This window comes from Roseomonas sp. F4 (genome assembly GCF_053891155.1).
On sequence record NZ_JBSSHK010000002.1, the window covers coordinates 749,928 to 762,504 of the forward strand.

A 12,577-nucleotide genomic window follows, 5' to 3' on the forward strand; every position below is an offset into this window, starting at 1 on the left:
CGGGAGGGCGCGGCGCGCCGCCCGGCAACACTTCCAAGAGGAGAGGAAACCATGAACACGCAAATCGCCCTCACGCGCCGCGGCGTCCTGGCCACGGGCCTCGCATCCCTGGCCGCGCCCGCGCTGGCGCAGCCCAGCTGGCCGGCGGGCCGGCCCATCGAGGTCGTGGTCGGCTTCGCGCCGGGCGGCGGCACGGATGTGATGGTGCGCGCCCTGGCACAGGCCCTCGGCGCCGAATTGCCCGGCGCCAATTTCGTCATCTCGAACCGGCCCGGCGCCGGCGGCGAGACGGCCTATGTCGCGCTGCAGGCCGCCCGTCCGGATGGCTACACGCTCGGCACCATCAATACGCCGGGCTATGTCTCGCTCGGCGTCCAGCGCCGCGTCCGCTATGACCGCGCCCAGATCCGCCTGGTCGCGCGCCTGGTGGACGATCCCAGCGCCTTTGTCGTGCACCGCGATTCGCCCTTCCGCACGCTGCAGGACGTGGTCGAGGCCGCGAAGCGCCGGCCCGGGACGATCAGCGTCGGCTCCTCCGGCATCGGCACCGACGACCACCTTGGCCTGACGCTGTTCGAAGCCGCCTCCGGCACCGAATTCATCCACGCCCCCTTCGCCGGGGCGGGGCCGGTGCGGAACGCCGTGCTCGGCAAGCAGATCGACATCGCCGGGCTCAATCTCGGCGAGATCGGCATGCTCGGGCAGGAGAACCCGCTGCTTCGCGCCATCGCCGGCATGGGTGAGCAGCGCTGGGAGCTGATGCCGGATGTGCCGACCTTCCGGGAGGCGGGCTACGACGTGGTGATGACCAGCGAGCGCGGGATCGGCGCGCCGCGCGGCATTCCGGACGAGATCGCGAAGCAGCTGGAGGATGCGATCGCGAAGGTGATCGCCACGCCGGAATGGGCGGAGAAGGTGCGCCAGCTGGAACTCGCCATGGCCTTCCTGCGCGGGGCGGAGTGGGAGGCCCGGATGCCGGCGCAGCTCGCGCGCTACCAGGGGATCTGGCAGCGCACGCCCTGGCAGTGAGGGGCGACCTGCTGCGGCGTCGCGGGTCTTGATGGCCGGGGGTGGCGGGAGGCGAAGACCGGCTGGCTGAGGGCCGCATCCGGGCCGCCGGTGCTCGGCGTCAGGCCGGTCGGTCCCTCGCAGCAGCCCGCGGCCTGGATGCGACGGCTGCGGAGGGCGCACCGGCCTTCACCGCCTCAAGCCCGGCGAAGGCAAAGCGAGCAAAATGCTTCGCCAGTCTATGCACATCGCCGGCGCCGGGCTGTTCGGATTCGCACATCTCCTCGAGGAGGCGCGGCGGCCTGTTCAGCAGCATCAGGCAGGGGCTGATGGTGCAGAACACCGCGCGGCGGAGGGTTGCGTCGTCGACCGGCGCGCCCAGCACATCCGCGACGATGCGCTCGACAACCACCAGGCGCGGCGCCACCTCCGTCCGGTGCAGGCGCAGCATGACGTCGGAGGGCGCCAGCATCTCGCGATTGATCAGGCGCAATTCCCAGGATCGCGAACCGAGGCCGAGCGCCGCCTCGACATGCAGGACGATCAGCCCTTCGAGCTTGTCCACGGGCGGCAGCCTGGCCTCGGCGAGCGCGGCCAGGTCCTGCCAGTTCATCATGCGCTGATGCGCGTGCAGCAGCACCGCCTCATAGAGGTTCGAGAAGCCACCGAAGTGGTAGTTCACCGCGGCGGCATTGGCGCCGGCGCGGGCGCAGATCTCCTTGCTGGTGGCGCCGAGCCGGCCCTTTTCCGCGAAGACCTCGCCCCCCGCCTGCAGGATGGCTTCCGCCGTGACACGCCCGTCGGAGCGGCGGGCCGCTGGATGCGGGGCCATGTGCAACCTCCCAAGCTCTGCCACCACCTATGACATTCGGTCACAAAACTCAAATTGAAATTCTAATTTGAGTTCGGTATTCAGCCTTCGCGGCGGCCGGGACGGCGACCGCTGGGAAGGGTGGATATGCTCGGACTGGCCTGGAAGATGCTGATCGGGGACACGGCCAAGTATCTCGGCATCCTGTTCTCGCTCGCCTTCACCACCCTGCTGATCACCCAGCAGGGCGCGACGCTGCTGGGCATCCTCTCCACCACCACGAGCTTCGTGGACAATGTCGGCGGGGTGGACCTGTGGGTCGTGGACCCGCGGGTGCAGAATGTGGATGACATCAAGTCCTTGCCGGATACGCAGGTCAATCGCGTGCGCGGCGTGCCGGGCGTGGCCTGGGCGGTGCCGCTCTACAAGGGTTCGATCACGGCCCGGCTGCCGGACGGCACGTCCCAGACCGCCCAGTTGATCGGGCTGGATGACGCCACGCTGATCGCTGGGCCGCCCAGCCTGGTGACCGGGCAGATGGGTGACTTGCGGAACGCCGATGCCATCCTGCTCGACATCAACTCGGCGCGCGGCAACCTGGCGCAGCGGGGCGCCGACGGCACCACCCGGCCCGCCGCGGTCGGCGACACCTTCGAGCTGAACGACCATCGCGCGACCGTCGTGGGCCTGTTCCAGGCACAGCAGAACTTCCAGTCCCAGCCCGTCATCTACACCACCTACAACCGGGCGAAGAGCTTCGTGCCCAGCCAGCGGAAGCTGCTGTCCTACGTCCTGGTCCGCCTAAAGCCGGATGCCGATGTGGTCACGGTCCAGGCGCTCATCCGGCAAAGCACCGGGCTGCGCGCCTATACGCAGCAGGAATTCTCCGACTCCTCGCTCGCCTATTTCATCCAGAACACCGGCGTCATCATGAATGTCGGCCTCTCCGCGGTGATGGCCTTCCTGATCGGCGGCGGCATCGCGGGGATGACCTTCTACAACTTCATGCTGGACAGCCAGCGGCAGTTCGCCGTGCTGCGCGCCATGGGCACCGCGAACCGGACCCTGGTCGGCATGGTGACGCTGCAGGCGGTTGGGGTGACCGTCCTCGGCTTCGGGCTTGGGATCGGCGCCGTCAGCCTGCTGATCACCTACGTGCTGGCCGGCAGCGAGATCTCCATGCGGCTGACCGGGCCACTGCTATCGGTGGTCGGCGGCATCGTGGTGCTGGTGGGCGCGGTCGCCGGCACGGCCGGACTGGTCCGCGTGCTGCGCACCGATCCGGCGGTGGTGTTCAAGTGACCGACGCGCCCATGGCGGTGATCTGCGACGGCATCACCAAGGCCTATGCCTCCGCCGCCGGTCCCGTGCCGGTGCTGCGCGGCGCCAGCCTCACGGTCCGGGCTGGCGAGGTGCTGTTCCTCATCGGCCCGTCGGGCTGCGGCAAGACGACGCTGATCACCATCATCGCGGGCCTGCTGGCGCGCGACCAGGGCCAGTGCGAGGTGCTCGGACAGGACCAGGCCGCCATGTCTGCCACCGCGGCGGCCACCTTCCGCCGCCAGAACCTCGGCTTCGTCTTCCAGGCCTACAACCTGATCCCGACGCTCAGCGTCCTCGAGAATGTCGCGATCCCGATGATCCTGAACGGCCACGGCAGGGCCGCCTCGCGCGCCGCGGCGCAGGCGGCGCTGGCCTCCGTTGGTCTGGCGGATAAGGGGCAGGAACGTCCCTCCCGCCTCTCGGGCGGCCAGCAGCAGCGCGTGGCCATCGCGCGGTCCATCGTGCACGGGCCGCGCCTGATCGTCTGCGACGAGCCGACCAGCGCGCTGGATCACCACAATGGCCAGGAGGTGATGCGGCTGCTGCGCGGCCTGGCGCAGGACAGGGGCTGCACCCTGATCGTTGTCACCCATGACCACCGCATCTACGGCTTTGCGGACCGCATCGCCGAAATGGATGACGGCCGGATCACGCGGACCGCACTGCCTGCGGACGTGCTCGAAAGACAGACCTCGTGAACGGAATTCTGCGCGCCTATCTGCTGCCCGTCCTGGCACTGGCCGGCCTGTGCCTGGCCGGCGCCTCCGTGCTCTCCGCCGGGGGAAGCCCGCCACCCTCGCAGCCGCTCACGGAGCCCGGCGCCGCGCCCTTCGAGGCCTATGTCAGCGGCACCGGCCTGACCGAAACGCCGGGACGCGCCATCAACATCGCCAGCTTCGCCAGCGGCGTCGCCGTGGAGGTCGCGGTGGCGCCGGGCGACCAGGTGGAGGAGGGCGCCGTGCTGTTCCGCCTGGACGACCGCAGCGAGCGGGCGACGGTGGTGCAGCGCCGCGCGGAGCTGGCCTCCAGCCAGGCGCAGGTCACGGAGGCCGAGGCGCAGCTCGCGGATTACCGCGCCCAGCTGCGCTTCGCCGAGGCGGTCGGCGACCGGCGCGCCATCAGCAGCGAGGAATTGTCGAAGCGTCGCCAGGCGGTCCGCCTCTATGAGGCGAAGCTGGTCACCGCGCGCGCCTCCGTCGCAGCCTCCGAGGCGCAGCTCGCAGTGGCCGAGGCGGCGCTGGACAAGCTGACCATTCGCGCGCCCTTCGCCGCGCGCGTGCTGCAGGTGAATCTGCGCGTTGGCGAATATGCCTCCGCGGCCGCGCTCGAGACCGCGCTGGTGGTGCTGGGCCATCCGGGCCGGCTGCAGGTGCGCGTGGAGATCGACGAGAACGACGCCTGGCGGGTTCGCGCCGGAGAGCCGGGGATCGCCTATCTGCGCGGCAATTCAGCGCTGTCCTCCCCGCTGCGTTTCGTGCGTGTCGAGCCCTTCGTGGTACCCAAATCCTCCCTGACCGGCTCCAGCGACGAGCGTGTGGACACGCGCGTCCTTCAGGTGGTGATGGAGGTCGAAGCCGAGAATCTGCCCCTCTATGCGGGCCAGATCCTCGACGTCTTCCTGAAGTCGGAGCCCCTGACGTTGCACAGCGCCGCGGCCACGCCGCAGCCGGCCAGCCGATGATGGCCCACACGTACCGCAGCCGGCTCGCCGTGCTGGTCTTGGCCGGGCTGCTCGGCGCCTGCACGGTCGGCCCGGACCATGCCAGCCCCACCTTGCAGGTCGCCGCGACCTGGTCTTCCGCGCAGCAGCAGGCAGGGCGCATCGAGAGCCTGGCCGAGTGGTGGCGCCGCTTCGACGACCCGGTGCTGGATGCGCTGGTCGCCGCGGCGACCGCGGCCAATACCGATGTGGCCCAGGCCGCGGCGAAGCTGCGCCAGGCGCGGGAGGTGGCGATCCAGAGCGGCGCCTCGCGGCTGCCGAGCCTCGAGGGCTCCGCCAGCGTCTCCCGCTCCCGAAGCGCGCTGGGCTCGCTCGGTGGCGCCGCCGGCGGCGATCGCGGCGCGGTCACCAGCAGCAGCTACGCGGCGGGTTTCGATGCGAGCTGGGAGATCGACCTCTTCGGCGGCCAGCGCAGGGATGTGGAACGCACCATCGCCTCGGCCGAAGCCTCCGTCGCCGATCTTGCGGACACATTGGTCAGCATCCAGGGCGAGGTGGCGAGCGCCTATATCGACGCCCGCGCCTACCAGCAGCGGGTGGCGATCGCGCGGCGCACCGTCGCCCTGCGGCAGGACAGCCTCTCCCTGGCGCGCAGCCGCGCGCGGGGCGGCACGGGGGCGGAGATCGACGCGGTGCAGGCGCAGGCGGAGCTCGAAAGCGCGCGGGCCACCATTCCGCCGCTGGAGCAGGGCTCCCGGCAGGCGGCGCTCCGCCTGGCCGTCCTGACCAGCCAGACGCCCGCCGCCATGCTGGACAGGCTGGAGCAGCCCCGGCCGCCGCCGCGCCTGTCCGGCGGCATCAACCCTGATCCGCCGCTGGCCGCCCTGGCACGGCGCCCGGATATCCGCGCGGCGGAGCGCCGGATCGCGGCGGCGACCGCCAATATCGGCGTGGCGGAGGCCGATCGGCTTCCCGCCCTCACGCTCGCGGGCTCCATCGGTCTCAATGCGACGACGCTGAGCAGCGCCACGCGCGGCGGCACCTCCGTCTGGTCCCTCGGGCCGAGCCTCAGCCTGCCGATCTTCGATGCGGGCCGCCGCGCCTCCGTGGTGCGGGAGCGTGTGGCGGCGCGCGAGGAGGCCGTGGCCGCCTGGCAGGGCGTGGTGAACGGCGCGGTCGAGGAGGTGGAGAAGGCGCTGGATGCGCTGGACCGTGAGCGCGCGCATGAGGCCGCGCTGCAGCGGACCGTGAATGCATATGCGGATTCCGTGTCGCTGGCGACCACGCTGTACCGGGCGGGAATGGGCGACTACAGCGACGTGGTGACGGCGCAGCGCTCCCTGGCCTCGGCGCAGGATGCGCTGGTGCAGAGCCAGGCGCAGCTTTCGAGCAATGCGGTGTCGCTGTTCAAGGCGCTTGGAGGTGGCTGGTGAGGCGCGGCGCGAGCGGCATCCGTCACGGTCTTCTGGCGCGGTATCGGCGTGCCGGCCTGCTCCTGCAAACCACGGTCGGGCAGATCCTCGGCATCGTCTTCGTGACGCTCGGCGTCACCTCCGGGCTGATCGCGGTGCTGCTGATCTCCCTGCCGCCCTATGCCCTGCCGCCGCTGCCATGGCCCTGGCCGCAGGCGGCGACGGTTGCGCGGATCGTCAACGCGCTGCGCAATGCGGACACGGGACAGCAGGACGCCTATGTGGCGCGGGCGGAGCAGGACGAGCTCGTGCTCGACCTGGTGGAGGCCAGCGCGCCATGTGGTGCCTCCACGCCGGCTGCACGCAGCATGGAGCATGCCCTGCGCGCGCTGATCGACGAAGCCTCTGCGCAGCTGGTCTTTGAGGCTTGCGAGGACGAGGATGGGCTGGAAGTCCGCATCCCGCTGGATGCGCGAATGCTGACGGTCCGCATCCCGCTGCAGCCGCTGGCCATGTCCCCGGCCGTGACCATGCCAATGCTCACCTTCATCTTCTGCCTCAGCATCTCGTCTATGATGCTGGCGGCCTGGGCGGTGCGGCGTGTTGTCCGGCCTTTGGAGCGCCTTTCGGAAGGCGTGCGGCAGTTCGGGTCCGCCATGGCCATCGCCCCGTTGCAGGAACAGGGGCCCACCGAAGTCCGCCGCGCCGCGCAGGCCTTCAACCAGATGCAGCAGGAAATCCTGCGGCTGCTGCAAGAGCGAAGCCTGGCACTGGCTGCGATCGGCCACGATCTGCGGACGCCACTGACGCGCATGCGCCTGCGGCTGGAGCTGGAACTGGACGCGCAATCCCCATTCAAGGACCGGATGGTTCGCGATATGGACACCATGCAGTCGATGCTCTCCACATCCTTCGCCTATTTGAAGGGGGAAGCGGAGCGCGAGCCCCATGAACGGCTCGACCTCACGGCGTTGACTCTCGCCATCTGCGATGATTTTCGGGAGGCGGGATACGCCATCATCTGTGATGCGGCGCAGCCGGCCTTTGCTCTCGGTCATCGAGAGTCGCTGGTGCGCGCCATCGCCAACCTGCTGGAGAACGCGTTCCGCTACGGCACCATCGTGCAGGTGAACGTTCTCGGCACGGCAACGAGCACCATCGTGCATGTCCTGGATGACGGCCCGGGCATCCCCCTCGATCGCCGCCAGGACATGCTGAAGCCCTTCCGCCAGCTTGATGGCAAGGCTTCAGGAGGCGGGCAGGGTGGCCTTGGCTTGAGCATCGTCCAAAGCATCGTCCAGGCCCATCGCGGCGAGTTGCGGCTGCTGGACTCCCATCTTGGCGGGCTGATGGTGAGCATCCTGTTGCCCGCATCTACGGATGGAGGTGTTCACTGAGTGGAGCTGGTTCCGCCGCAGCGTGGCTGGAGGCGTAGTGACGCTGGGCGTCCTGCGGTTATGGTGCGACAGGAGGCAGACACCACCCCGAATCGCGCCACCCTGCCACAGGAGGCCAGGATGTCGTGCCAGACCGGGCGGGCGCCATAGGTCCGGGGAGCGGCATCTCGCGTCGGTCAGTGGGATCGGAACCGGCCCCTTCGACTGCCACGATATCAACAGGGGGTCGGATACCGACAAAGATACCAACACGAGCCACCCGATGCCCGAAGCGCGACGGGGTATCCGGGACTGCGCCAAACCACGCCAAAGTGCCTCAAATCATGAGCGTTTGGCCCGATCCAAGCACGCTTCGGCGCGGTATCGGCGGTGAAGAGAAGCGCGGACGAAAGGGGGGTATGGTGCCCAGGAGTGGAATCGAACCACCGACACTGCGATTTTCAGTCGCATGCTCTACCAACTGAGCTACCTGGGCCCAAGCGGAGGCGGTGCTGAACCGTCTCCCGCAGCAGAGGCGGGCCTGATAGCCGATGGGCTGGGGGCTGTCCACCCATCCTTGGCTCAGGAATCATCCGAAGATTGATCCTCTTCGCGGACCGGAATGGCGTAGTCCCCACTCAGCCACCGACCCAGGTCCACCGCCGAACAACGCTCGGAGCAGAAGCGGCTGGCACCTGACGCGACCGGCTTGTTGCAGATCGGGCAGCGCCGGGGACGGGCCGGGCGTTGGGGCGACTGGGTCGTCATGCGGGCACCTCCTCGATGGATTCCTGCCCGGGGCGCAGGCAAGGATCGGGCTGCAAGCGCAGCGGCCGTCCGGACGCCAGCCGATAGGCGTCCAGCGCCCGCGGAAGCGCCATGAGGGCCTGCGCGACCTCGGGGGCGGCGACCAAGGCGAGGGTCGCACCCGGGCGTGCGGAGACCTCCCGTAACGCGCGTCGCAAGGCGGCCAGGCCAAGGGTCAGTGGGGAGTGCGGGAAGCCGATCAGCTCATGCAGCGGCGGATGAACCCGCGGGCGGACGATTTCCATGAGGCCCAGCCGCGTCACCCCCAGCAGGCGTGCGCCAAGCGGGTCCTGCCGCAGGGCCTCTGCCAGCGGCTCCTGAAGGTCCTCACGCCGCTTGATGGGCATGCCGGCGAAATCGACCAGAATGGCGCCGGCGAGATTCCGCAGGCGGATCTGCCGAGCCACCTCTCGCGCCGCGGCGATGTTCATCCGCTCATGGGCGCCGGCGTCCCGGGACCCGGCGAGGCCGCCGGCATCGACGTCGATCGCCGTCAGCGCCGGGGTGGGGTGGATGGTCAGGCTGGCGCCGCCGGGCAGCGAAACCTGGGGCGAAGCCAGCTCGGCGAATGCCTCCTCCAGTTCCGCATCGAAGGCGGGGCCGTGCTGAAAGGTCACCCGAGAAGGACCAAGCCGCGTCCGCAGCTCAGCCGCCATGGCCGCGCTATCGGTGATGAGGGTCGCTTCGGGCCATGCGAAAGCGAGCCGCAGCGCGGCGCCGTCTCCACGCCGCAGCAATGCGGGCGCATCGGCGCCTTGTGCCAGCGTCAGCTCCGCTGCGCTCAGCCGCGCCGTCACCCGTGGACCTTTGCCGCCCTGGGCAGCGCGCGTCACACGCACCGGCAGCGCCAGCCCGTCCTGCAGCGCCTTGGCGATCGGGCGCCGGGGCGGCGGCAATTCGCTTTCGGGCAGAAAGCCCGTCAGCCCCTCCGCCAGGGTCAGGAAGGCGCCGCTCATCGCCGCGGAAATGGCAGCGACTCGCGCCATGTGCAGGTCGCCCACCCCGTCAGGGTGAGAGGGGCGCTCGATCCAGGCCTCATCCAGCCGGTCATCAACCAGGCCGGCGACGCGCATTTCACCGGGGGACACGCTGACGCGGATCACCGCGCCGCTGCTCATGGCCTCAGCCAGCCAGCTCCGCGCAGAAGCTGCGCCGTCTCGAACAGCGGCAGACCCACCACATTGGAATGGCTGCCGGAGAGGAAGCGGACATACATCTCGGCACGCTTCTGGATCTGGTAGCCGCCGGCCACGCCGCGCCACTCGCCGGAGGCGATATGGTCCTCGATCTGTGCCTGGGTCAGGCGCTGGAAGGCCAGGATCGTCGTGACCAACCGCGCGGTCCGGCGCCCCCCCGGCTGAATCAGGCAGACGGCCGTCATCACCCTGTGTCGCCGCCCGGACAGGAAGTTGAGGAAGCGGGCCGCCTCCGCCTCATCCGCTGGCTTGCCAAGGATCCGACGCCCGACCCCCACGACGGTGTCCGCGCCCAGCACAAGCGCATCCCCCGCCTCCGCGGCGACAGCCTGTGCCTTGGCCGCGGCAAGTCGCTCCGCAAGCTGACGCGGCAGCTCCGCCTTCCGAGGGGTTTCATCGATGTCAGCCGCCTGCACACGGTCAGGGATAACCCCGATCCGGCCAAGAAGCTCGATTCGGCGCGGACTGCCGGATGCCAGCAGCAGCGGCGGCCGCGGCTGGTTCACGCCGAGCTGGGCCGGCAAAGCGGCAGCTACTTGAAGCGGAAAGTGATGCGCCCCTTGGTCAAGTCATAGGGCGTCATTTCCACATTGACCCGGTCACCCGCCAGCACGCGGATGCGGTTCTTGCGCATCTTCCCGCTGGTATGGGCCAGCACCATGTGGTCGTTGTCGAGTTTGACGCGAAACATCGCGTTGGGCAGCAGCTCCGCAACGGTGCCACTGAACTCGATCATGTCCTCTTTCGACATGCAGATCCTTCATCGGAGTCATCAAGGTCGTCTCGGCCAAGGCCGGCAGAGCTCGACATGAGATGGGTTGCGCCAAGGCGCAAATCGGCGCGGAACATGGGCGTCGCGGCGCTTTCGGTCAAGGACGCTTGTCCGTGACGCCCATCCGCACCGCAACACTCATGGCATGGGCATCGAGCCCTTCCGCCCGGGCGAGGGTCACTGCCGCCTGGCCTATCGACGCCATGGCGCCGGCTTCCGCCTCCACCCAGGTGGTGCGCTTGAGGAAATCGAACACCGAAAGGCCGGAGGCGAAACGGGCCGTGCGCCCGGTCGGAAGCACGTGGTTGGGGCCGGCGACATAGTCGCCCAGCGCCTCGGGGCAAAACCGGCCGAGGAAGGCCGCGCCCGCATGGCGGATCTGGGCGAGCAGCGCACGGGGCGACTCGACCATGATCTGCAGGTGCTCCGGCGCCAGGCAATTGGTCAGTTCCACCGCCTGCTGCCAATCGGCGACGGTGATGACCGCACCGTGCTGGTTCCATGATGCGCCGGCGATCGCCGCGCGTGGCAGGCTTTCCAACTCATGCCGCAGGGCGTCGACCACCCTTTGCGCGAAGGCGGCATCATCGGTGATGAGGATCGACTGCGCGGCCTCGTCATGCTCGGCCTGCGCCAGCAGGTCGAGTGCGACATGGCGCGGGTGGTTGGCGCCATCCGCGATCACCACCACCTCGGAAGGACCGGCGATGCTGTCGATGCCGACGCGGCCGAACACCTGGCGCTTCGCCTCCGCCACATAGGCATTGCCGGGGCCGACGATGCGGTCCACCGGCGCCAGAAGCGGGGTCCCCCAGGCCATGGCGGCGATCGCCTGGGCGCCGCCGATGCGCCAGACCTCACTGACCCCGGCCAACCGGGCGGCGGCCAGGACCAGGGGGTTCAACACGCCATCCGACGTCGGCACGCACATGGCAATGCGGGCCACGCCCGCCACGCGCGCCGGCACGGCGTTCATCAGCACGGATGAGGGGTAGGCGGCCTTGCCGCCCGGCACATAGATGCCGACCGCATCAATCGCGTTCCAGCGCAGCCCGGTGCAGACGCCATCGGCATCCGTCATCTCGATATCGCGTGGCAATTGGGCGCGGTGGAAGGCTTCGATCCGCCGCGCCGCCACGGCCAGGGCCTCGGCCTGCTCCGCCGGGACCGAGGCGGTTGCGGCATCGATCTCGGCCGCGGTGATGCGCAAGGCGCCGCCATCGGCCGGGCTCCAGCGGTCGAAGCGGCTGGTCAGCTCCACCAGCGCGGCGTCACCCTGGCGGCGCACCTGATCGATGATGGCCGCCACCACCGTATCGACGCGGCTCGTCGTCTCCCGCGCATCGTCCAGCAGGGCTTGGAACTCGGCCGCGAAGCCGGCATCCCGGGTGTTGAGCCACTTCATCGGGAGTGAGTCTCCGCCAGCGCGGCCCGGAACCGCGCGATCCAGGCACCGATCGCTTCCGGCCTTGTTTTCAGGGCGGTGCGGTTGACGATGAGGCGGGAGGAGATGTGCGCGATCACGTCCGTCTCCACCAGACCGTTGGCCTTCAAGGTCGAGCCGGTCTGCACCAGATCCACGATCAGCCGCGCCAGGCCCAGCGACGGGGCCAGTTCCATCGCGCCGTTCAGATGGACGACTTCCGCCTGGATGCCGCGGGCGGCGAAATGGCGGTGGGCGATGGTCGGATATTTGGTCGCCACGGTCACCCGGGACCAGGCCGCGATATCCTCGCGCGCTGCCAGGGCGGCAGGCTCCGCAACCGAGACGCGGCAGCGACCGATGCCCAGGTCGAGCGGCGCATAGATCTGGTCGTAGTCGAATTCCATCAGCACATCGGCGCCGCAGACGCCGATATGGGCAGCGCCATGGGCCACGAAGGTGGCGACATCGAAGGAGCGGACGCGGACGACATCGAGATTGGGGTGGTTGGTCTCGAAGCGCAGCCGGCGGCTGCCCTCATTCGCGAAATCGGCGGCTGGGGTAATGCCGGCGCGGGCCAATAGCGGGGCCAGTTCGGACAGAATGCGACCCTTCGGCAATGCAAGCACCAGCGGGCCGCCGGTTTCGGCGGGCGTCGAAGGGTCGGCGGCAAAGAGCGTGGTTGTCACGGTGTCCATGTCCGGCCTGACTGGCTGGCGGCGGGTTGCATCGCCAGGGTTCCTTACCCCGGCGGTGACCTGTGCCGGATGGTCGGCCGGATCGCAGAAG

At 69.4% G+C, this 12,577-nt stretch carries 13 protein-coding genes and 1 tRNA gene; 6 read left to right on the forward strand and 8 right to left on the reverse strand.

The genetic code is table 11. The features are described 5' to 3' along the window. Positions 1–51 precede the first annotated feature (51 nt). Positions 52–1,029 (forward strand): tripartite tricarboxylate transporter substrate binding protein, encoded by a 978-nt coding sequence (locus ACVFYP_RS10925; RefSeq protein ID WP_499200205.1) that lies wholly within the window; start codon positions 52–54, stop codon positions 1,027–1,029. Between the two features lie 100 nt (positions 1,030–1,129). Here ACVFYP_RS10925 and ACVFYP_RS10930 read toward each other — a convergent pair whose 3' ends face one another. Continuing rightward, on the reverse strand, positions 1,130–1,840 hold the full coding sequence (locus ACVFYP_RS10930) for a CerR family C-terminal domain-containing protein (RefSeq protein ID WP_499200206.1): 711 nt from the start codon (positions 1,838–1,840) through the stop codon (positions 1,130–1,132). A gap of 126 nt (positions 1,841–1,966) precedes the next feature. Here ACVFYP_RS10930 and ACVFYP_RS10935 point away from each other — a divergent pair, with 126 nt between their 5' ends. Genes ACVFYP_RS10935 through ACVFYP_RS10955 form a run of 5 tightly spaced genes read left to right on the forward strand, consistent with a single transcriptional unit; the run spans position 1,967 to position 7,611 of the window. Next, positions 1,967–3,121 carry an ABC transporter permease gene (locus ACVFYP_RS10935; protein WP_499200207.1) on the forward strand — a complete coding sequence of 385 codons (1,155 nt, stop codon included), beginning with the start codon at positions 1,967–1,969 and terminating at the stop codon, positions 3,119–3,121. Continuing rightward, complete coding sequence (locus ACVFYP_RS10940; protein ID WP_499200208.1) at positions 3,118–3,840, forward strand: ABC transporter ATP-binding protein; 723 nt, start codon at positions 3,118–3,120, stop codon at positions 3,838–3,840. The genes ACVFYP_RS10935 and ACVFYP_RS10940 overlap by 4 nt, the downstream gene beginning before the upstream one ends. Further along, the gene (locus tag ACVFYP_RS10945) at positions 3,837–4,823 is read left to right on the forward strand and encodes an efflux RND transporter periplasmic adaptor subunit (RefSeq protein WP_499200209.1); all 987 of its coding nucleotides are present in this window, start codon (positions 3,837–3,839) and stop codon (positions 4,821–4,823) included. Before ACVFYP_RS10940 ends, ACVFYP_RS10945 begins: the two co-directional genes overlap by 4 nt. Next, positions 4,820–6,235, forward strand: a complete 1,416-nt coding sequence (locus ACVFYP_RS10950) for an efflux transporter outer membrane subunit (protein ID WP_499200210.1) — start codon at positions 4,820–4,822, stop codon at positions 6,233–6,235. The genes ACVFYP_RS10945 and ACVFYP_RS10950 overlap by 4 nt, the downstream gene beginning before the upstream one ends. After that, positions 6,232–7,611: an ATP-binding protein gene (locus ACVFYP_RS10955; protein ID WP_499200211.1), complete on the forward strand. Its 1,380-nt coding sequence runs from the start codon at positions 6,232–6,234 to the stop codon at positions 7,609–7,611. Before ACVFYP_RS10950 ends, ACVFYP_RS10955 begins: the two co-directional genes overlap by 4 nt. A gap of 399 nt (positions 7,612–8,010) precedes the next feature. Here the strand turns inward: ACVFYP_RS10955 and ACVFYP_RS10960 are convergent. From ACVFYP_RS10960 to hisG, 7 genes are all read right to left on the reverse strand, one after another. Beyond that, positions 8,011–8,086, reverse strand: a tRNA-Phe gene (locus tag ACVFYP_RS10960). Between the two features lie 86 nt (positions 8,087–8,172). Further along, entirely contained in the window at positions 8,173–8,358 is a 186-nt protein-coding gene (gene yacG / locus ACVFYP_RS10965; protein WP_499200212.1) for a DNA gyrase inhibitor YacG, read from the reverse strand. Then, positions 8,355–9,515 (reverse strand): ribonuclease E/G, encoded by a 1,161-nt coding sequence (locus ACVFYP_RS10970; protein WP_499200213.1) that lies wholly within the window; start codon positions 9,513–9,515, stop codon positions 8,355–8,357. Before ACVFYP_RS10970 ends, yacG begins: the two co-directional genes overlap by 4 nt. Next, positions 9,512–10,117 carry a Maf family protein gene (locus ACVFYP_RS10975; protein ID WP_499200214.1) on the reverse strand — a complete coding sequence of 202 codons (606 nt, stop codon included), beginning with the start codon at positions 10,115–10,117 and terminating at the stop codon, positions 9,512–9,514. The genes ACVFYP_RS10970 and ACVFYP_RS10975 overlap by 4 nt, the downstream gene beginning before the upstream one ends. An 8-nt stretch (positions 10,118–10,125) precedes the next feature. Next, entirely contained in the window at positions 10,126–10,344 is a 219-nt protein-coding gene (infA, locus tag ACVFYP_RS10980) for a translation initiation factor IF-1 (protein ID WP_216872644.1), read from the reverse strand. Between the two features lie 118 nt (positions 10,345–10,462). Beyond that, a complete protein-coding gene (gene hisD / locus ACVFYP_RS10985; RefSeq protein WP_499200215.1) occupies positions 10,463–11,770 on the reverse strand; it encodes a histidinol dehydrogenase in 1,308 nt (435 codons plus the stop codon). Continuing rightward, positions 11,767–12,486 carry an ATP phosphoribosyltransferase gene (gene hisG, locus ACVFYP_RS10990; protein ID WP_499200216.1) on the reverse strand — a complete coding sequence of 240 codons (720 nt, stop codon included), beginning with the start codon at positions 12,484–12,486 and terminating at the stop codon, positions 11,767–11,769. The genes hisD and hisG overlap by 4 nt, the downstream gene beginning before the upstream one ends. Positions 12,487–12,577 lie beyond the last annotated feature (91 nt).

Coding starts and splice junctions, on each gene's coding strand:
- ACVFYP_RS10925 (WP_499200205.1), top strand. CDS start 52: ATGAACACGCAAATCGCCCTCACGCGCCGCGGCGTCCTGGCCACGGGC.
- ACVFYP_RS10930 (WP_499200206.1), bottom strand. CDS start 1,840: ATGGCCCCGCATCCAGCGGCCCGCCGCTCCGACGGGCGTGTCACGGCG.
- ACVFYP_RS10935 (WP_499200207.1), top strand. CDS start 1,967: ATGCTCGGACTGGCCTGGAAGATGCTGATCGGGGACACGGCCAAGTAT.
- ACVFYP_RS10950 (WP_499200210.1), top strand. CDS start 4,820: ATGATGGCCCACACGTACCGCAGCCGGCTCGCCGTGCTGGTCTTGGCC.
- yacG (WP_499200212.1), bottom strand. CDS start 8,358: ATGACGACCCAGTCGCCCCAACGCCCGGCCCGTCCCCGGCGCTGCCCG.
- ACVFYP_RS10970 (WP_499200213.1), bottom strand. CDS start 9,515: ATGAGCAGCGGCGCGGTGATCCGCGTCAGCGTGTCCCCCGGTGAAATG.
- infA (WP_216872644.1), bottom strand. CDS start 10,344: ATGTCGAAAGAGGACATGATCGAGTTCAGTGGCACCGTTGCGGAGCTG.
- hisD (WP_499200215.1), bottom strand. CDS start 11,770: ATGAAGTGGCTCAACACCCGGGATGCCGGCTTCGCGGCCGAGTTCCAA.
- hisG (WP_499200216.1), bottom strand. CDS start 12,486: ATGGACACCGTGACAACCACGCTCTTTGCCGCCGACCCTTCGACGCCC.